Annotated in this window: 16 protein-coding genes, 1 tRNA gene and 1 pseudogene; 10 read left to right on the top strand and 8 right to left on the bottom strand. The window is 71.5% G+C overall.

The annotated features are described in order from the left end of the window. The first annotated feature begins 207 nt into the window (after positions 1-207). Positions 208-858 carry a bifunctional DNA primase/polymerase gene (locus tag K3769_RS27335; protein ID WP_267028932.1) on the top strand — a complete coding sequence of 217 codons (651 nt, stop codon included), beginning with the start codon at positions 208-210 and terminating at the stop codon, positions 856-858. Next, a tRNA-Lys gene (locus K3769_RS27330) sits at positions 849-922 on the top strand. The genes K3769_RS27335 and K3769_RS27330 overlap by 10 nt, the downstream gene beginning before the upstream one ends. A 69-nt stretch (positions 923-991) precedes the next feature. On the opposite strand, the gene K3769_RS27325 is transcribed toward K3769_RS27330, so the two are convergent. Next, on the bottom strand, positions 992-2365 hold the full coding sequence (locus K3769_RS27325; RefSeq protein ID WP_372515042.1) for a M6 family metalloprotease domain-containing protein: 1374 nt from the start codon (positions 2363-2365) through the stop codon (positions 992-994). Positions 2366-2761: 396 nt separating this feature from the next. On the opposite strand from K3769_RS27325, the gene K3769_RS27320 reads away from it, so the two are divergent. Next, positions 2762-4819 carry a putative bifunctional diguanylate cyclase/phosphodiesterase gene (locus K3769_RS27320; RefSeq protein ID WP_372515041.1) on the top strand — a complete coding sequence of 686 codons (2058 nt, stop codon included), beginning with the start codon at positions 2762-2764 and terminating at the stop codon, positions 4817-4819. A gap of 201 nt (positions 4820-5020) precedes the next feature. Here K3769_RS27320 and K3769_RS27315 read toward each other — a convergent pair whose 3' ends face one another. The 3 genes from K3769_RS27315 to K3769_RS27305 form a co-directional block, all read right to left on the bottom strand. Further along, complete coding sequence (locus tag K3769_RS27315; RefSeq protein ID WP_267028929.1) at positions 5021-5938, bottom strand: serine/threonine kinase C-terminal domain-containing protein; 918 nt, start codon at positions 5936-5938, stop codon at positions 5021-5023. 171 nt (positions 5939-6109) lie between these two features. Further along, complete coding sequence (locus K3769_RS27310) at positions 6110-6466, bottom strand: hypothetical protein (protein ID WP_055516832.1); 357 nt, start codon at positions 6464-6466, stop codon at positions 6110-6112. Positions 6467-6521: 55 nt separating this feature from the next. Further along, positions 6522-8156 carry an AbeC-like domain-containing protein gene (locus K3769_RS27305; RefSeq protein ID WP_267028928.1) on the bottom strand — a complete coding sequence of 545 codons (1635 nt, stop codon included), beginning with the start codon at positions 8154-8156 and terminating at the stop codon, positions 6522-6524. 142 nt (positions 8157-8298) lie between these two features. On the opposite strand from K3769_RS27305, the pseudogene K3769_RS27300 reads away from it, so the two are divergent. After that, positions 8299-8720: pseudogene (locus K3769_RS27300) on the top strand (GNAT family N-acetyltransferase); the annotation flags it as partial. A 137-nt stretch (positions 8721-8857) separates the two neighbouring features. Here the strand turns inward: K3769_RS27300 and K3769_RS27295 are convergent. From K3769_RS27295 to K3769_RS27285, 3 genes are all read right to left on the bottom strand, one after another. Beyond that, positions 8858-9970, bottom strand: coding sequence for an LLM class flavin-dependent oxidoreductase (locus tag K3769_RS27295; RefSeq protein ID WP_267028927.1), 1113 nt, complete (start codon positions 9968-9970; stop codon positions 8858-8860). 189 nt (positions 9971-10159) lie between these two features. Next, on the bottom strand, positions 10160-10891 hold the full coding sequence (locus tag K3769_RS27290; RefSeq protein ID WP_267028926.1) for a maleate cis-trans isomerase family protein: 732 nt from the start codon (positions 10889-10891) through the stop codon (positions 10160-10162). Continuing rightward, a complete protein-coding gene (locus K3769_RS27285; protein WP_267028925.1) occupies positions 10888-11676 on the bottom strand; it encodes a maleate cis-trans isomerase family protein in 789 nt (262 codons plus the stop codon). Before K3769_RS27285 ends, K3769_RS27290 begins: the two co-directional genes overlap by 4 nt. A gap of 284 nt (positions 11677-11960) precedes the next feature. On the opposite strand from K3769_RS27285, the gene K3769_RS27280 reads away from it, so the two are divergent. After that, on the top strand, positions 11961-12947 hold the full coding sequence (locus K3769_RS27280; RefSeq protein WP_267028924.1) for a D-2-hydroxyacid dehydrogenase: 987 nt from the start codon (positions 11961-11963) through the stop codon (positions 12945-12947). A gap of 44 nt (positions 12948-12991) precedes the next feature. Beyond that, entirely contained in the window at positions 12992-14404 is a 1413-nt protein-coding gene (locus K3769_RS27275) for an amidase (RefSeq protein ID WP_267028923.1), read from the top strand. Positions 14405-14539: 135 nt separating this feature from the next. On the opposite strand, the gene K3769_RS27270 is transcribed toward K3769_RS27275, so the two are convergent. Further along, positions 14540-15040, bottom strand: a complete 501-nt coding sequence (locus K3769_RS27270; RefSeq protein ID WP_267028922.1) for a DUF3830 family protein — start codon at positions 15038-15040, stop codon at positions 14540-14542. Positions 15041-15146: 106 nt separating this feature from the next. Here K3769_RS27270 and ehuB point away from each other — a divergent pair, with 106 nt between their 5' ends. Genes ehuB through ehuA form a run of 4 tightly spaced genes read left to right on the top strand, consistent with a single transcriptional unit; the run spans position 15147 to position 18256 of the window. Further along, positions 15147-16073, top strand: a complete 927-nt coding sequence (gene ehuB, locus K3769_RS27265) for an ectoine/hydroxyectoine ABC transporter substrate-binding protein EhuB (RefSeq protein WP_267028921.1) — start codon at positions 15147-15149, stop codon at positions 16071-16073. After that, on the top strand, positions 16070-16789 hold the full coding sequence (ehuC, locus tag K3769_RS27260; protein WP_267028920.1) for an ectoine/hydroxyectoine ABC transporter permease subunit EhuC: 720 nt from the start codon (positions 16070-16072) through the stop codon (positions 16787-16789). The genes ehuB and ehuC overlap by 4 nt, the downstream gene beginning before the upstream one ends. Beyond that, positions 16786-17436 (top strand): ectoine/hydroxyectoine ABC transporter permease subunit EhuD, encoded by a 651-nt coding sequence (ehuD, locus tag K3769_RS27255; RefSeq protein ID WP_267028919.1) that lies wholly within the window; start codon positions 16786-16788, stop codon positions 17434-17436. The genes ehuC and ehuD overlap by 4 nt, the downstream gene beginning before the upstream one ends. Before the next feature lie 49 nt (positions 17437-17485). Further along, positions 17486-18256, top strand: coding sequence for an ectoine/hydroxyectoine ABC transporter ATP-binding protein EhuA (gene ehuA, locus K3769_RS27250; RefSeq protein WP_372515175.1), 771 nt, complete (start codon positions 17486-17488; stop codon positions 18254-18256). Positions 18257-18436 lie beyond the last annotated feature (180 nt).

Raw genomic sequence — 18436 nt, 5'->3', positions numbered from 1 at the left:
GTGAGGGGCGGTCGCGCCGTTCCCCGCGGGCCCCTGGGGGCTGCGCCCCCCCTCAAGGACAAAAGATTGCGCCGTTCCCCGCGCCCCTTGAGGGGCCACCCTGCTGGCATATGCCAGGTGGGCAAGATACTCCACACTGTCCTCTCCTGTCCCGGGTTCCCGCAACTCTGTGGGGACAAGTGGTCACGGCGGGTAGATCTAGATGGCATGAGCATCGATGGGAACTGCGGCGGGGCCGAGGTCACCGGGGTCACTCCCGAGGGCGCGGCCTGGCTCGCCTCGGCAGGAACGTATCCGCGTAGCACCCGGGTCCTCTGGGACGACCAGCCCACCGCCCCGGTGGTCCTCGCGTGCGGCTCCGCCTTCGACGTCGTCAGCGCACCCGCCCTGTTCGGACGCCAGATGCTGGACCGGCTGTGGGACGAGGGCCCGGGGTCGGGCCCCGTGGCCGCCCACCGGGGCCGGATGCTCCTGTTCGCCGCCCCCGGCACGGCCCAGCGCCTGCCCTCGCTGCTGGAGTGGGAGGAGTGGGGCTCGGGCGGCGCCTCGGAGCGGGGCCGGGCCATCCCGCCGCTCCTGTGCCACGGCACCGGGGACGCGGTGACCGTCCCCGCCCCGACCCTGCTCGCACCGCCGGCGCCGGCCGCCCCCGCGCACCTCGGTTCCCGCTGGCTGGTCGCCCCCGACACCCGCGCCCCCTGGCTGCCGGGCCCGGAGATCATGCTGTGGGCGGCGGTACGGGCGGCCCGGTCAGCGGCCCGGCGACAGCTGTCGGAGCCCTCCCGAGCGGTGCCGATATCGATTTTTCCTCCCGCCGATCAGGATGCTAAGGTCTACGACGTCAGCAGGCGCCGCTAGCTCAGTTGGTTAGAGCAGCTGACTCTTAATCAGCGGGTCCGGGGTTCGAGTCCCTGGCGGCGCACAGACGGTGAAAAGCCCCTCGCACAAGCGGGGGGCTTTTCGCATGCCCGCGCCGCCCGACCCGCGCCGTCTAGCCGGCGCCGTCCCGCCCAGTGGAGATCGTCACCGTCCACGCGCCCGACGCCGTCCGGTCCGCCACCTCGACCCGTACGCCCTCCCCGGGCACGGTGAAGCTCTCCCCGAGGGCGACCGGCGCGTCCGCGAGGGGGGCGTAGACCGAGTCGTCCCAGCAGGTCCCGGAGCCGGGGTGCGCGTCGACCACCTCGATCGGGCCGCGGCCGGACTCCGCCCCGCCCCGCACCCGGTAGACGAGGACGCCCTGCGAACAGGTCTCCTCGTCGTTGCCGGCCGGCCCCCGCACCTCGAAGGCGAGTGCGCTGTCGCGTGCGGTCCGCACCACCGCCAGCTTCGTCCCGCCCGCCGTCCCGGGCCCCGCCCACCCGGGCCCGGACGCCGGTTCCGAGCCGGGCGCGCCCATCCCGGCCCCGCCCGCCGCGACCGGCACGGAGCCCGCCGCCAGCGGCTCCAGCGTCAGCCGCGTACCGCGCTCGCCCGCATCCCGTACGCAGGACACCTGACGTGGTTCCAGCCACCCGAGTTTCCATTTGTGCCAGCCGAAGAGATCGGGGGCGAGTCCGAACTGGCTGCCCATGAGGTCCCAGTCGCCGACGTACGTGTCCCAGTCGCCCTTGCCGTCCATGGGCCGGTGGTAGAGGTCGGGCAGATCGAAGACGTGGCCGGTCTCGTGGGCCAGGACCAGCCGGTCCGGCGGGTGCTTCTCGAAGACCGTGACGACCCGGCGGATGTCCGTCCCGTCGGCCCGCAGCGGCACGTCCATGTTCACCACCTTCGTCGCGTCCGAGTCGACCCCCGGGGCGTCGGGGTCGGCGACGAAGTAGACGACGTCGTAGCGGGAGAAGTCGACGCGGCTGTCCGCCACCGCGAGGGCGTCCCGCAGATACGCGGAGCGCGACGCCGCGTTCCAGTCGCGCTGTATGGCGTACGCGGTCGACGGCCGCGGCATGCGGATCCATTCGCGCAGCGGGTGCGGGCGCAGCCGGAACCTGCCGTACGAGGCGCGTTCGAAGAAGCGGCTGGTGGCCGGGAAGTAGTCGGCCGTCAGCTCGGCGGGCCTGGTCAGCGGTGTGGCGTCGGGGAAGGAGAGGAAGACCATCACCGCGTCGAGGCGGCGGGCGGGGCGCGGATAGGCGGCGTTCCAGGTGTCCACGCCCTCGGAGTGGTGGGCCGCGGTCCGCTTGAGCGCGCACGGCATGGAGAGCGGTACGGCGGCCGTGGGGACCGCCAGGGAGGTGGCCGCGAGTGCCGCCATGGAGGTGAGGACGGCCGCGGGCATCCGCCATCCGTACCCGGTCCACACCCGCCCGTTCCTACGGGGTCGGACCCCGCCACGGGTGAGCCCCTCGGGGGGCAGCAGACGCGGCACGTCGACCTCCGGATGCGGAATTCGGGATACCGCAACCAGCCTGTGACGATTTGTTCCTCTATGCGCTGTTTATCTGATCCAAAGGAGTGAGAGGGCCGACATCCGACCGAGTACATCGGGGAAGCATCAGGGGGGCGCCCGGATGTGCCGACACCCCGAGCACTCACGGAACGTCACAAGTGATCGGCCGATGAAGGAACCTGTCCAGGTGCGGGCAGAAACGATCTGTCAGAAAGGGGCGACTGTCCGGGACACTGGACGGTAGCTGGAAGGCCTAACGGCCAGCCTCTATGATCGGCACACTTTCCTGCGCGGACACGGCTGGAGCGGCCGTCGACCACCGGCCGACCCCCGACGAGACCTGTACGACGAACGAGTGCACAGCGGGAGCGAACGGTGAGCGGAACGTCCGATGGACCGGCGCCCATGGCAGACCTCGTTCGGTCGGCCGTCACAGAGAGTCATGTCACGAGCTCTCTTCGTGCCGGGACCCTTTCCCCCGAAGAACGGGCTCGACGGGTCGAGCCCCTGGTAGAGCCCCTGATCGACACCCCGGTCGAGCTGTCGGCCGGACTCCAGGTCGGCCTCTCGTCCAAGTTCCCGGTCGGTCTGGCCGCGGGACTTCCGGCGAAGCTGTCGGCCGCCGCCCCGGCGGGGCTCCCCGCGCACCCGGAAAGCGGGTCGGGAGCCGGAACTGACGTCGACGGCCGTACGTTTCGAGCCACTTTCGGCGCCGCGCCCCTCGCGATGGCCGTCGTGGACCGCGAGGGCCGGGTCGTCACGGCCAACGACCCGCTGGCCGCGCTGCTCGGCACGGGCTCCGACGGTGAGAGCCTGGTCGGCCGGATCGCCGCCGACCTGGTGGACCTCGCCTCCGACGCCCGTACATGGCACGCGTACCGCGAGGTGCTCCGCGGCCGGCAGGCCCGGCTGCGCTGCACCCGGCGCCTCAAGCACCCCGACGGTCACTCGCTCTGGGCGCAGGTGACGGTCAGTCCGCTGCCCGAGGAGGAGCGGGCCGTGCTGATCTCCGTCTCCGACATCAGCGGTCGCCGGGAGCTGCAGGCGCGGCTGCGGCATCTGCAGATGCACGACCCGGTGACCCGGCTGCCCAACCGCACCCTGTTCTTCGAGCGGCTCTCGGCCGCGCTGGAGGCCGAGGCGTACGAGGAGTCGGGCACCGGCCGGATCGGGCTGTGCTACCTCGACCTGGACGGATTCAAGGCCGTCAACGACACGCTCGGCCACCGTGTCGGCGACCGGCTGCTGGCGGCCGTCGCCGAACGGCTGACCCGCTGCGCGAACGAGGCGGGGTACGCGAGAACGGCCACCCCGCTGGTCGCCCGGCTGGGCGGCGACGAGTTCGCGCTGCTGGTCGAGGACTCCACGGGTACGGAACAGCTCGCGGACCTGGCCGATTCCGTGCTCAAGTCCCTGCAGGTGCCCTTCGACCTGTCCGGGCAGCGGCTGTCGGTCTCGGCCTCGATCGGTGTCGTGGAGCGGCACGCGGCCGGCACCACCGCGACCGGGCTGATGCAGGCCGCCGACACGACGCTGTACTGGGCGAAGGCCGACGGCAAGTCCCGCTGGACGCTCTTCGACCCGGAGCGCAACGCCCACCGCATGACCCGGCAGGCGCTCTCCTCCACGCTGCGCCCGGCGGTGGAGCGCGGGGAGTTCGCCCTGGAGTACCAGCCGCTGGTCTGCATGGAGGACGGCGTGGTGCGCGGCGTCGAGGCGCTGGTGCGATGGAACCATCCTCAGTTCGGCACACTGACGCCGAATCGGTTCATCGGACTGGCCGAGGAGGACGGGTCGATCGTGCAGCTGGGCCGCTGGGTGCTGGCCACGGCCTGCCGCCAGGCCCGCCGCTGGCAGCTGGAACGCCCGGACGCGGAACCGATCTTCGTCAGCGTCAACGTGGCGGTGCGCCAGGTCTGGGACTCCGACCTGGTGTCCGACGTGGCGGCGATCCTCGCGGAGACCGGGCTGGCCCCGCACCTGCTCCAGCTGGAGCTCACGGAGTCGGCGGTGATGGGCTCCGCGGGCCGGCCGCTGCAGGCACTCCAGGCGCTCAGCGACATGGGCGTGGGCATCGCCATCGACGACTTCGGCACGGGCTACTCGAACCTCGCCTACCTCAGCCGGCTGCCGGTCTCGGTGCTGAAGCTCGACGGGTCGTTCGTCCGGGGCTTCCAGTACGAGAGCGGGGAGTACGAGGGCGCGGACGGCGCCGGCGCGCCGCCCAACCCCGCCGACGAGGTCGTCGTCGAGGCGATGATCCAGCTGGCGCACCGGCTCGGCCTCACCGTCACCGCCGAGTGCGTGGAGACGGCGGGCCAGGCGACGCGGCTGCGGCGCATCGGCTGCGACACCGGCCAGGGATGGCTGTACTCCCGGCCGGTGGCACCGGACCGCATCTCCGCACTCCTGTCGGCGGCGGCCTGCCCTTAGGGCGTTTCTGATCCATCAGAAGCGCCCTAGGGTCTGTCTGACAATTCCCGTCGTCGCCCGTAGGGCGGCTGCGCGGCGTCAGGTGCGTGCTCTCGGTGTGCCGGGCGTAGAGCCTCGTACTGGACGTACTTGGCTCTGCGCCCGGTGCGGCGAGAGTGCGTGCATGGCGCCGCGCGGCAGACGGGAATTGTCAGACAGCCCCTAGTCCAGGGAGACTGGCTCGCAGACGTGTGGTGGGCAGAAGCTCTCCAGCGCGGTGTCCAGCAGTTCCAGTTCGTCCGTGCCGCCGTTCGCCTCCGGGCCGTAGACGGCTATCGCGAACCTGTCGCCGCCGTCCACGACGAAGCGCGCGTCGTAGACGTGCCAGATGCCCACGTCGGGGGCGTTCTTGACGGAGTCCGCGAGGTACTCCAGCCGCAGGCCGGTGAACCGGCCGTCGGCCAGGGGCTGGAGGTCGAGCTCCCGGAAGCCGGGTGCCTTCGCGACCCGGGCGGACAGGAACTTGTCGAAGGACGCCTTCGGGGTGGCCTCCTCCACCTGGTACACCTGGATCCGGTGCTCGCGGTCGGGGCTGTCGTAGGTGACGACCGCGATGCCGAACTGCGACGGCGCGGTCTCGCGCGACCACCCGACGGGGAGCCCGACGCGGAAACCCTCCTGGTCGTCGTACAGCTCGTACCCGGCGTCCAGCTCGGGCACCGAGGCGGACGCCCCCACGGTCGGCTCCTCCGATACCGATGCCGATGCCGACGCCGATGCCGACGCCGTGTACGGATCGCTCTGCTGCGAGGCGGTGGCCACCGACGACGAACTCGCCGCGGTCGACGGCTTGTCACCGCCCCCGACAACAGTCGTCAGCACCAGCGCCACGGCGACCACGACAACGACGGCTCCACCGACGACGGACCACACGAGCCGGCGGTTGCCGCCGCCGGCCGCCGGGGCCGGTCCCGGGACGAAGGCGGGCTGCCCGACGATCGGCTCGTCCGGCGACCAGATGCCGTCGGAGCCGTCGTGGGCCCTCGGCCCCTGCCAGGTGCTCCCCTCAGCGGTTCCGGGCCAGTCGGCCGAAGGAGGAGGCGGGGACGCCGACGGGGGCGGGGGGACGATGCCTGCCACGGCCCGCTCGGCGAGGGCGGTGCGTACCCCGGCCGGCTCGGTGGCGGTGTCGGCGGCGCCGCCGACCCGCCCCCGCCGTCGCCCTCCTCCCAGCGCTGGGTCTCATCGTTCCAGTACCGCGCTCCCCCGCCCATCCCGTCCCCCCTCGCTCCGCGCCGGCAGCAGGCCGGCCTACATCCCCAGCAGCCCGGCCACCGCCCCGGCCGACGCGACCAGGCCCACCAACGCCTGTGAGTCGTCGAGGAGTTGGCGCAGCCGCTCTCGCCGCGTCGGCGCCGCCCGGCCGGTCGTGACGATCTCCTCCTCCGTCTCCGCGAGGGCCGTGTCGAGGGCGGCCGTGGCGTCGGACGCCCGCAACCTCGTGAGATCCGCGCGGAGTTCTCGTACGGCGATCAGGAGCTCCTCCGCGGCCTGGTCCCGGGGGACGGCCGCGCCCTGGTTCATCTCGGCGCGCGCGTGGTTGCCGACGGCGAACGCGCTGCCGTGCACCCCGCCGCTGATGTGGATGCCCGGTTCGTCCCTGGCCATCGCTACCGGCCCCCTTCCGTGACGCGGCCCCGTGACACGACTCCCGTGCCGCCGCTCATGAGTTGAAGATCGCGGTGGCCCCGTCGCCCGCCGCGAGACTGCTGTTGTGCACGTCGCCCTCGTTGTAGATGCCGTAGTTGTGCACGACCTTCTGGACGAACTCGCCGGTCTCGTAACCGCATTCGGCCAACGCGGTCGTCACTCCGTTCGCCACCCGGTCCTGGATGCTCCGGAGGTAGCGGGTGCGGTCCATCCCCTGGAAGAGCGACGAGTCCTCCGCCGCGCCCAGTTCCCTCACCGACAGCGCCGGACCGTCGGGCAGCGCGCCCGCGTACCCGCCGGTCAGCAGCCGCCACACGAAGCCGAGCCAGCGGCCCAGGACGACGAGCGAGCGCACCGCGGACCCGGGCACCCGCACCAGGGCCCAGACCGCCTTGCCGAGCTCGTTGTTGTGCCGGTGGTTGTGTGCCGTGCGGTCGGCGTCCTTGAAGTCCTGGCGGACCGGCAGCAGTACATGCGGGGCGATCTCCAGCATCAGCATCTGGCCCTGGGTGTGCACGCGCACGAACACCGTGATGACCAGCTCCTCCTCCCAGCCGCCGACGCGCACCCGCAGGAAGTGCCGGCGGCGCTCGCCGCCCTCCTCGACCGCGCGGGCCCGGTGTTCCTCGAAGACCTGCGGGTGGTACGGCGCCTCCTCGCGCCGGCGCAGCCCCTCGACGGGCAGGAACACGCACTCGTCGACCTCCAGCCGACGCAGCCGGTCCCGGACCGGATACCCCGCGAACTCCGAGGGCAGCCGCAGCTGTTCGAGCAGCGGCCGGATCTTCTCCAGGATCGCCCGGTTGTTCAGGGGCAGTTGCTCCTTCTCCTTGGCGGGCTTCAGCTCGACGGCGATCACCCAGGTGTCGAAGGCGAGCCCGGCCCCGCAGAAGGGGCGCTGCTCGTGGTACATGACCAGCGGGGCGTGCTGCTCGATCCGGATGCGCTCCTTGAGGCGCTGGAACCGCGGCGACTCGTCCTGCTCGGCCGGGTCGCCGGCGATGTCCGGGAAGCGCCGCGGGGACAGCTCGGCGTCCAGCGCGCGGGCGAACCGGCCGCGCTGCACGGCGATGCACAGGGCGATCAGCGCGAAGAGGACGAGCACGAGCCAGGCCCGCCAGACCTCGATCCCTCCGGCCGCCTCGGCCAGGACGCGGAGCAGCGCGTCGACCCAGCCGTCCACCTCGCCGCCCGACGAGTCGTACGGATCGTTCTCCTTCCCGGCCCCGAACGCGGCGACGAGGGTGACGAGCAGGAAGAACGCGAAAGTGAACCGGCCCGACCAGCGGAGCCAGAGAGCGGGCAGCCGGCGGTACAGCGGCGGCTGCGCGGCACGGCCCCGGATCCGGGAGGCGAGGGCGAGCATCAGGCTGGGCACGAGGAACATGAACAGCAGTGCGCCGATCAGCGGCAGCCCGACCATCCACAGGCCCAGGATCAGCACGGCCCACAGCAGCTCCTGGCGGCGGGCGCGCAGGGCGTGGGCGAGGACGCGGGCCGCGTCCAGGCCCAGCGAGGGCGCCACGATCCGCTGTTCGTTGAGATGCAGTTGCTCGATGACCTGGTCGCGGTACCGCGGATCCAGGTAGGTGCCCGCGCAGAGCAGCCTGGTCGCCTCGCTGGCGTGTGGTGGTGGTGTGGTACTCACGCCGCGTCCCCCGATGCGTGCGAAACCTCAGACCAACAGTGTGTTTGACGAACCATCAGCATAGGGCGGCGGGCCGTCCGGGGGCACCGGCTCGACAACCCTATTCCTTTGACTAAAGCCAAAGGAATAGGGAGCCAGTGAGGCCCTCGACGACCACTACCTCGGCCAGGACCGCCCGCTCGGCGAAGCACGGCTGCTGTTCGAGATCGGCGACGGGGCCTCGCTGCGCGAGCTCAGGGGCCGGCTGGGCTGGGCGCCGGACATCTGAGCCGGATGGCCAGGGCGCTGGAGGCCCAGGGCATGGTCCGGCTGCGTGTCCATCCGCGGGACGGCAGGCTGCACATGATCGAGCCGACCCCGACCGGCCGCACGGAGGTCGCGGAGGTCGCGGAGGTCGCGGAGGTCGCGGAGCAGAACAGACGTGCCGATGTCCTCGCCGCCGGCCTCCTCGACGGGCTCACCGCCGCGCAGCGCGACCGGCTCACGGAGGCCATGGGCACCACCCGGCGCCTGCTCCGCCTGGCCGCCATCACCGTCACGAAGGTTGACGGCGCCCACCCCGACGGACCGCGTCGCCACGAGATACGACAAGCTCGCGGTCCGCCACGAGGCGACCGTGCTGGTCGCAGTCCTGAACGAGTGGCTGCGAACAGCACTTTCGCGACAGGCCCAGGGCCTGTGGGTTACGTCGGCTGTGTCGGCTAGGCGGTGGGCAGCCCGTACGCGTCCGCGATCAGTTCGTACGAGCGCAGGCGTACGGCGCCGCTGTGGGCGTTGGCCGTGAGCATCAGCTCGTCGGCGCCGGTGCGCTTCTGCAGGTCGTCGAGGCCCGAGCGGACCTCGTCGGCCGTGCCGTGGACGACGTTCGCGTTCCAGGAGTCGACGAACTCGCGCTCCATCGGACTGAAGTCGTACGCCTCCGCCTCCTCCGGGGTCGGGACCAGGCCCGGACGGCCGGTGCGCAGACGGACCATGTTCAGCGCGGCGGCCTCGACCTGGCGGCGGGCCTCCTTCTCGTCGTCCGTCGCGAGGGCGGAGACGCCGATGAGGGCGTAGGGCGCGTCGAGCACGGCCGACGGCCGGAAGGACTCCCGGTAGAGGTCGAGCGCCGGGACGGTGTTCTGCGCCGAGAAGTGGTGCGCGAAGGCGAAGGGCAGGCCGAGGGTGGCGGCCAGGCGGGCGCTGAAGCCGGAGGAGCCGAGCAGCCAGACCGGCGGGCGGTGCGGGGACTGGACACCGCCGGGCGAGGTCGCCTGGACGGGTCCCGGGACCGCGTGGATACGGGCGTACGGATGGCCGTCGGGGAAGTCGTCGTCCAGGAACCGGGTCAGTTCCGCGAGCTGCTGGGGGAAATCGTCGGCGCCCTCGTTCAGCCGGTCCGAGCGGCGCAGCGCGGCGGCCGTGGCGCCGTCCGTGCCCGGAGCCCGGCCGAGGCCGAGGTCGATACGGCCCGGGGCCATCGCTTCGAGCGTGCCGAACTGCTCCGCGATGACGAGGGGGGCGTGGTTGGGCAGCATCACGCCGCCGGAGCCCAGGCGGATGCGGGTTGTGGTGGCGGCGAGGTGGGCGAGGATCACAGCCGGTGAGGAGGAGGCCACGCCGGGCATGGAGTGGTGCTCGGCCACCCAGTAGCGGTGGAAGCCGCGGGTGTCCGCGAGGCGGGACAGCTCGACCGCGGTCCGCAGGGACTCGGTCGCGGTGTGGCCCGCGCCTACTGTGACCAGGTCCAGGACGGAGAGGGGGACGGGGGCGGTGCCCTTCGCCTCCGCTCGGATGTCGCTGGTCTCGGTGGACGTCTGGTCCGGTACCGCCACGGTGTTCCTCCTGCTAGTACGCACGCTTCTCCTCGCCGCAACAACAGGAGGGTGTCTCCGCTTATTCCTCCGCCCGTCACGTGCTCAGGGGCTCCGCCCCCGAACCCCCGGTCCTCAAACGCCGGACGGGCTGAAAGACATGTCTTTCAGCCCGTCCGGCGTTTGAGGACAAAGGGGGCGAGGGAAGTTCTACGCCTGCACGGGGTCGTGCCTGGTGAACAGCGTGCCCAGGGCCGGCGCGTTCGCCCGCCGGTCGGCGAGCCGCAGCGCCTCCCACACCGTGACCTGGTTGGCGGTCAGCACCGGCTTCCCCAGCGCCGCCTCCAGCGAGGGAAGGAAGGACGCCGTGTGCAACGCGGTGTCCGGCAGCACCACCACCTCCGCCTCCGCGTGATCGGCCGCCCGCGCCAGCGCGAGCACCTCCCCCTCCCCCCACGTCCCGACCTCGGCCGCGGTGACGACCCCCGCCCCGCGCACGGACACCACCTCGCACCCCCCGTCCGTCAGGAACGACGAGAACAGCCCGGCCACGTCGTCCGGATACGTCGCCCCGACCGCGACCCGCTTCACCCCCAGCTCCCCCACCGCGTGGACGAACGCGAAGGACGTGGAGGAGGCCGGCAGCCCCGCCGCCAAGGCCAGGGTGCGGACCTGGTCCTGGGCGCCCTGCCAGCCGTACACGAAGCTGCCGCTGGTGCAGGCCCAGACCACCGCCTCGGCCCCCGACAAGCGCAGCTCCTCGACCCCCGCGGCGAGGCGGTCGGCCGCGCCCATCTCCAGGAGGGCGTCCACCCGGTGGGCGTCCTCGCCGATGTCCGTGTGGACGACCTGGAGGCGGATGTCGCTGCCGAGGAGCTGCTCGATGCGCGGGTAGTCGTCCTCGGCCGAATGGCCCGGGTAGAGGAATCCGAGAGCCGTCATGCCCAACCTTCCTGTTCTTCCGGCAGTACGGGCGGTACGGGCCGCGCTCGCGCCGACACGTCGATCAGCGCCTGGTACGGCCCCACCGCCCGGGTACCCAGGTGGCGCAGGGCTGCCCACATCGTGACCTGGTTGGCCGAGATCACCGGGATGCGCAGCTCGGCCTCCAGCTGCGGGATGACGTCGTACGTCGGAAGGTTGGTGCAGCTGATGAAGAGCGCGTCGGCGGCCCCGCGCACCGCGCCGCGGGCCATGTCGACGACATCGCGGTACGGGACCTTCCAGATGTGCCTGGTCAGACCCATGTGGGCGCGGCCGGTGACGGTGATGCCCGCCTCGGCGACGTACTCCTCCAGTGACCGGGTGACGGAGTCGGTGTACGGCGTGACGAGCGCGATCCGGTGTACGCCCAGCTCCCGCAGTGCCTCCAGGAGGGCGCCGGACGTGGTGACGGACGGCAGCTCGCCGGCCCGGGTCATGGCCTCGCACATCGCGCGCTCGCCGGCGATCCCGCCGACGAAACTGCCGGACGTGCAGGCGTAGGCGACGACCTCGGGCCGGACGGCGTTCAGCGCGCGCACCGCGTCGCCGAGCGTCTCGTGCTCGCTGACCAGCCGTGCCAGGTCGAGGCTGACCTCGACGGGCACGAACGGTGTACGGGTGAGGTGGAGCGACACCTCGTCGGGCACCCAGCGCCACAGTTCGCGGTCGAGGGCGAAGTCGAAGGGGGCGACCACGCCGACCCCGCGCTGGGGGTGCGGTCCACCTAGGAAGGAGACGTCCATGAGCAGCCCCAAACCCGGATCGGGCGAGTGATGGAGACGGAAGCCGGCGCGTGCCGGGACGTCGGGACAGGGACGGGCGGCGCCCCGCAATCCCCGGGGTACGAGCCCGTGTTGACGAAGGTAGGTTCGGGTGCGAGCGTGGTCAATCCGCCCATCTCAGACGACGTGTCCCATGTCCCGCGGCAGTGCTCCGGAGCTTTGCCCCAGCCCCAGCCCCAGCCCCCGCCTCAGCCTCAGCCTCAGTTCAGAGAAGCGGACCCTCGTTGCGAAACGGTTTCACCCCGATGACCACTCCCCCGTCGCCTCCCCCGTCCCCGAACATGGCCGAAAAGCCGACGCTGCTGGTGCTGGGCTCCGATCCGCCGCCACGGCTCGGCCGGCTCACCGGGCGGGTCCGCGTCGCGTACGCGGACGACGCGACCCTGGCCGCGCTGCTGCCCACCGCCGACGCGCTCCTGGTCTGGGACTTCCACTCGCGCGCGCTGCGCCGGGCCTGGCCCGGCGAGGGGCCCCGGCCGCGCTGGGTGCACACGGCGAGCGCGGGCGTGGATCACCTGCTGTGCCCCGAACTGACCGCGTCCGACACGGTGGTGACGAACGCGCGCGGTGTCTTCGACCAGCCGATCGCCGAGTACGTGGCCGCGCTCGTCCTCGCCCTGGCGAAGGATCTGCCGCGCACGCTGGAGCTCCAGGGGGCGCGTGAGTGGCGGCACCGCGCTACGCGACGCGTCGCGGGTACGCGTGCGTGTGTGGTCGGTTCCGGGCCGATCGGCCGGGCGATCGAGCGGACCCTGGCGGCGCTCGGTGTCACGACGGCGCTCGTGGGGCGCACCGCACGCGACGGCGTGCACGGGCCCGAGGAGCTGGACCGGCTGCTGGCGCGGGCCGACTGGGTGGTGTCCGCCGCGCCGCTCACCGAGGAGACGTACGGGATGTTCGACGCGCGGCGGCTGGCCCTGCTGCAGCCGTCGGCGTGCTTCGTGAACGTGGGCCGCGGGCAGCTCGTCGTGCAGGACGCGCTCGTCCGGGCCCTCCGGGAACGGTGGATCGCGGGGGCGGCGCTCGATGTCTTCGAGCGCGAACCGCTGGGCCCCGACAGCCCGTTGTGGGAGGTCCCCGGCCTGATCGTGTCACCGCACATGAGTGGCGACACGGTGGGCTGGCGGGACGAACTAGGGGCGCAGTTCGTGGAGTTGTACGAGCTCTGGGAGGCGGGTGAGCCCCTGCCGAACGTCGTCGACAAGCGGCGCGGATACGTACCCGGCCCCTGACGTCCGTCGGGGGCACACGTGGAGGGCACAGGGTGGAGGGGCGGATGACCGAGCTCACCGAACTGACGGCCGTACGACTCGTCGAGGGGTACCGCAAGGGCGAATTCAGCCCCGTGGACGCGGTGCGGGCCGCGCTGCGCAGGGCCGAGGAGATCCAGCCCGCGGTGAACGCGTTCGTACGCCTCGACGAGGAGGCGGCGCTCGGGCGGGCCGCGGAGTCCGCCGAGCGGTGGCGGCGGGGTGAACCGGCCGGTCTGGTGGACGGGGTGCCGGTCTCGGTGAAGGACATCCTGCTGATGCGGGGCGGGCCGACGCTGCGGGGTTCGCGGACCGTGTCCGCGTCCGGTGCCTGGGACGAGGACGCGCCGGCGGTGGCGCGGCTGCGCGAGCACGGGGCGGTGTTCCTGGGCCGGACGACCACTCCCGAGTTCGGCTGGAAGGGCGTCACCGACTCGCCGGTGTCCGGGGTGACGCGCAATCCGTACGACCTGTCCCGCACCTCGGGCGGGTCGAGCGGTGGGAGCGCGGCGGCGGTGGCGCTGGGCGCGGGTGCGCTGTCCCTGGGCACGGACGGGGGCGGCAGCGTCCGTATCCCCGGCTCGTTCTGCGGGATCTTCGCGCTGAAGCCGACGTACGGGAGGGTGCCGCTGTATCCCGCGAGCGCGTTCGGGACCCTCTCGCACGTGGGGCCCATGGCGCGGGACGCCGCGGACGCGGCGCTGATGATGGACGTGATCAGCGGCCCGGACCCCCGGGACTGGTCGGGGCTCGGTCCGGCGGCGGGCTCGTACGCGGACGCTCTGAGCGGTGGGGTGCGGGGGCTGCGGGTGGCGTACTCGCCCTCCCTCGGCGGGCAGGTCGCGGTGCGGCCCGACGTCGCGGCGGCCGTGCGGCGCGGGGTGGAGGGGCTGGCGGCCCTCGGCGCGTACGTGGAGGAGGCCGATCCCGATTTCACGGATCCCGTCGAGGCGTTCCACGTGCTGTGGTTCAGCGGGGCGGCGCGGGTGACGCAGCGGCTCGGGGCGCGGCAGCGGGAGCTGCTCGATCCGGGGCTGCGGGAGATCGTCGGGCTGGGTGAGCGGTTCAGCGCGCTGGACTACCTGGCGGCGGTGGACGTGCGGATGGAGCTGGGGCGGCGGATGGGGCGCTTCCACGAGACGTACGACGTGCTGGTGACGCCTACGGTGCCGATCACCGCGTTCGAGGCGGGGGTGGAGGTGCCGGGTGGGTCCGGGCTCCGCCGGTGGACGGGGTGGACGCCGTTCACGTACCCCTTCAACATGACGCAGCAGCCGGCGGCGACCGTTCCCGTGGGGGTGGACGGGGCGGGGCTGCCGGTGGGGTTGCAGGTGGTGGGGGCGCGGCACGGGGACGGGGTTGTCCTGCGGACGGCCCACGCGCTGTACGCGGCCGGGGTCGGCGGGGTCGCCCCTCCGCGCAGTTCCCCGCGCCCCTAAAAAACCTGCGCCGTTCCCCGCGCCCCCAAAAGATTGCGCCGTTCCCCGCGCCCCCAAAAGACTGCGCCGTTCCCCGCGCCCCTGAAAGACTGCGGGCGCGGGGAACGGCGCAGACCGGCTGCGGCGGGCCCCGACCTACGCCCGGCTGAAGGTCAGGGTCTCTCCCACCGCTCCCGCCCGCCACAAGTCCCCGCATGCCTCCGCCATCGCGGCGAGCCCCTCCACCACCTGGCCCCACACGATGCCCGGCACCCACCCCACGTCACCGTTGAGCAGCAGATTGTTGCGTTCGTAGAACAGGGCCAGGTCGATCACCGGCGTCCCCGCGCGGACGCCGGACGCGCCCCCGTACCCGTACGACTGCGCACCGAGCTGCGTGCCGGAGAAGGAGAAGTAGCAGAGGTCGCCCGGGATGGGCGTGACGGTCGGGTTCTCCAGGGGCGGCTCGGCCGGCGCGAAGGCCGGGAACAGGGCGTAGATCTCGTTGCGGGCGTACTTGGCGTGGTAGACGTCACCGCCGAGCGGCAGCGCGTTCCAGACGGCCTCGCAGGTGAGCGGCGCGCGGTCGTCGAGGAGCTTCGCCGTGCAGTGGACTCCGCGCTTGGACAGGGACACGTCGAGGTAACGGTCGGCCATGGGTTCCATGGTCCGCCTGGGCCACCCGGGGTCAATACCGCCTCCGTCCGGATCGGGGCGTGAATTAATCCGAATAATTTGCATTGGTTGGGGTAGCCGCGCGCCCATGGCTCCACCAATTGGGAACGACTCTAAGGAAGCTTCGCCGGGCAGAGGCGATCGCGGCCCGAACCGCCGGTCACTGCTGGCGGGTGTGACGGCACTCGGCGCGCTCGGTGCCGCCGGCTGCAGCCGCGTGGCCACCGCGTCGGGCGAGAACGGCGGTGATCTCCTGGACCGGCTGAAGGCCCAGGGCGTCGTACGCCTCGGTATCGCCGGTGAGATCCCCTTCGGTTACATCGACAAGGACGGCGAGCTCACGGGCGAGGCCCCGGAACTCGCGCGGGTCATCTTCAAGCGGCTGGGGGTGGAGCGCGTACAGCCCGTACCGACGGAGTTCGGCTCGCTCATTCCCGGTCTGAAGTCCCAGCAGTTCGACGTGGTCGCCGCCGGGATGTACATCAACGCCGAGCGCTGCGCCCAGGTGATCTTCTCCGACCCCGACTACCAGATGCTCGACGCCTTCATCGTCCGCAAGGGCAACCCGAAGAACCTGCGCGACTACAAGGACGTCGTGAAGTCGGGGGCGAAGTTCGCGACCGGAACGGGATACGCGGAGATCCAGTACGCGGTCGAGGCCGGGTACAAGGAGAGCGACATCCTGATCGTCCAGGACCAGGTCGCGGGCATGAACGCCGTCGAGGCGGGCCGGGTCGACGTCTTCGCCGGAACGGCGCTGACCACCCGCGAGGTCGTCAAGAAGTCCCGCAAGGTGGAGTCGACCGAGCCGTTCGCGCCCCTCGTGGGCGGCAAGCCCCACACGGACGGCGGCGGTTTCGCGTTCCGCCCGACGGAGACGAAGCTGCGGGACGCCTTCAACGTGGAGCTCAAGAAGATGAAGGACAGCGGCGAGCTGCTGCGCATCCTGCGGCCCTTCGGCTTCACCAAGAACGAGATGACCGATTTGACCGCGAAGGAGTTGTGCGGCGGATGACATCGGGACTCTGGGAACTCGTACTCAAGGGCATCTGGGTCACGGTCCAGCTGCTGGTGTTCAGCGCGCTGCTGGCCGGGGCCGTCTCCTTCGTGGTCGGCATCGCACGCGTCCACCGCCTGTGGATCGTCCGCTTCCTCGCGGGCTTCTACACCGAGGTGTTCCGGGGCACCTCGGCACTGATCATGATCTTCTGGGTGTTCTTCGTGCTGCCGGTCGCCTTCGGCTGGCAGCTCGTCCCGATGTGGGCGGGCACCCTGGCACTGGGCCTGACGTACGGGGCGTACGGCTCCGAGATCGTGCGCGGCGCCCTGAACTCCGTGGACCAGGCACAGGTCGAGGGCGGTATCGCGCTCAGCTTCACGCCCTGGCAGCGGCTGCGGCTGATCCTGCTGCCGCAGGCCGTGCCGGAGATGATCCCGCCCTTCTCCAACCTGCTGATCGAGCTGCTGAAGGGCACCGCCCTGGTGTCCGTGATGGGCATGGGCGACCTGACCTTCAGCGGAAACCTCGTGCGGCTCGCGCTGCAGGAGAGCGCGGAGATCTACACGTACATCCTGCTGATCTACTTCGTGATCGCCTTCCTGCTCACTCGGCTCATGCGCGGGCTGGAGAAGAAGCTCAAGGCCGGAGTCGGAGAGGTTCCCGAGAAGGGTGTGTCCCAGGCCGAGCTGCACCGCCCGGAGACCACCGGAGTAGGCGGAGGTGCCGTATGACATGGGACTGGAGTGCCGTCGGCGACTTCATGCCGCACTTCTGGGACGGACTGCTGGTCACCCTGCAGGCCCTGGTGCTCGGCTCGCTGATCTCCTTCGTCCTCGGGCTGGTGTGGGCGCTGCTGATGCGCACGCCGACCCGCTGGGTGCGCTGGCCGGTGGGGGTCGTCACGGAGTTCATCCGCAACACCCCGCTGCTGGTGCAGCTGTTCTTCCTCTTCTACGTGCTGCCCGAGTGGAACATCACGTTCTCCGCGATGACCACCGGTGTCGTCGCCATCGGGCTGCACTACTCGACGTACACGATGCAGGTCTACCGGGCCGGTATCGAGGGTGTGCCGGCCGGCCAATGGGAAGCGGCCACGGCACTGAACCTGCCCATGACCCGGACGTGGACCGCGGTGATCCTGCCGCAGGCGATCCGCCGGGTGGTGCCCGCGCTGGGCAACTACGTCATCTCGATGCTCAAGGACACGCCGCTGCTGATGGCGATCACCGTCCTCGACATGCTCGGTGAGGCACGGCTGTTCTCGCAGCAGAACTTCCAGTTCACCGAGCCGCTGACGGTCATCGGCGTGGCCTTCATCCTCATTTCCTATCCCGCTTCCCTCCTCATGCGAGCCCTGGAGCGACGTCTTGTCCGCTGACACCCCCCTGACCAAAGAGTCCGACGCCTCCTCCGCCGCCAACCCGGCCGTGGACGGCAGCGAGCTGATCCGGTTCGACAAGGTCACCAAGCGCTTCGGCGACAACGTCGTCCTCGACGACCTCGACTTCTCCGTCGCGTCCGGCAAGCACGTCACCCTGATCGGCCCGTCCGGCTCCGGCAAGACGACGATCCTGCGGCTGCTGATGACCCTGCTCAAGCCCGACGAGGGCACGATCAAGGTCGGCGGCGACTACCTCACTCACGAGGAGAAGAACGGCAAGCTGGTCCCGGCCGGCGAGAAGCACATCCGCGAGGTCCGCAAGAACATCGGGATGGTCTTCCAGCAGTTCAACCTCTTCCCCAACATGAAGGTGCTGCGCAACATCACCGAGGCGCCGGTCACCGTGCTCGGCATGTCCAAGGACGCCGCCGAGGAGCGGGCCCGTGAGCTGCTCGACCTGGTGGGCCTGGCCGAGCACATCGACAAGTACCCGAGCCAGCTCTCCGGCGGGCAGCAGCAGCGCGTCGCGATCGCGCGGGCGCTCGCCATGCGCCCGCAGGTGCTGCTCCTCGACGAGGTGACGTCCGCGCTCGACCCCGAGCTGGTCGCGGGCGTCCTCGACGTGCTGCGGGACATCGCCCGCAGCACCGACATCACGATGCTGTGCGTGACCCACGAGATGAGCTTCGCCCGGGACATCTCCGACCAGGTGCTGATGTTCGACTCCGGGCGGGTCCTGGAGTCGGGACCGCCGGAGAAGATCTTCGGCGACCCGGAGCACGACCGGACCAGGGAGTTCCTCGGCGCGGTGCTGTGAACCGATGGCCCGGCCGGGTCGGCAGGCCCGGCCGGACCGGACCATCGAGCGACTGGCGCATCCCTATGGCATATGCCAACGGGATGCGCCACTGCTTACGGGCCCGGATCGCCCCACCGGACCCGCCACCAATACCGCCGACAACCCCTCCCTGCCCCCTCCCCGACGGCTATCGTGGAG

Origin of the sequence: Streptomyces ortus (genome assembly GCF_026341275.1) — a bacterium.
Lineage (GTDB): Bacteria > Actinomycetota > Actinomycetes > Streptomycetales > Streptomycetaceae > Streptomyces > Streptomyces ortus.
This window is presented reverse-complemented; position numbering and strand designations above follow the sequence as displayed.

Coding starts and splice junctions, on each gene's coding strand:
- K3769_RS27335 (WP_267028932.1), top strand. CDS start 208: ATGAGCATCGATGGGAACTGCGGCGGGGCCGAGGTCACCGGGGTCACT.
- K3769_RS27310 (WP_055516832.1), bottom strand. CDS start 6,466: ATGGCCAGGGACGAACCGGGCATCCACATCAGCGGCGGGGTGCACGGC.
- K3769_RS27290 (WP_267028926.1), bottom strand. CDS start 10,891: ATGACGGCTCTCGGATTCCTCTACCCGGGCCATTCGGCCGAGGACGAC.
- K3769_RS27285 (WP_267028925.1), bottom strand. CDS start 11,676: ATGGACGTCTCCTTCCTAGGTGGACCGCACCCCCAGCGCGGGGTCGGC.
- K3769_RS27280 (WP_267028924.1), top strand. CDS start 11,961: ATGACCACTCCCCCGTCGCCTCCCCCGTCCCCGAACATGGCCGAAAAG.
- K3769_RS27275 (WP_267028923.1), top strand. CDS start 12,992: ATGACCGAGCTCACCGAACTGACGGCCGTACGACTCGTCGAGGGGTAC.
- K3769_RS27270 (WP_267028922.1), bottom strand. CDS start 15,040: ATGGCCGACCGTTACCTCGACGTGTCCCTGTCCAAGCGCGGAGTCCAC.
- ehuB (WP_267028921.1), top strand. CDS start 15,147: ATGGCTCCACCAATTGGGAACGACTCTAAGGAAGCTTCGCCGGGCAGA.
- ehuC (WP_267028920.1), top strand. CDS start 16,070: ATGACATCGGGACTCTGGGAACTCGTACTCAAGGGCATCTGGGTCACG.
- ehuD (WP_267028919.1), top strand. CDS start 16,786: ATGACATGGGACTGGAGTGCCGTCGGCGACTTCATGCCGCACTTCTGG.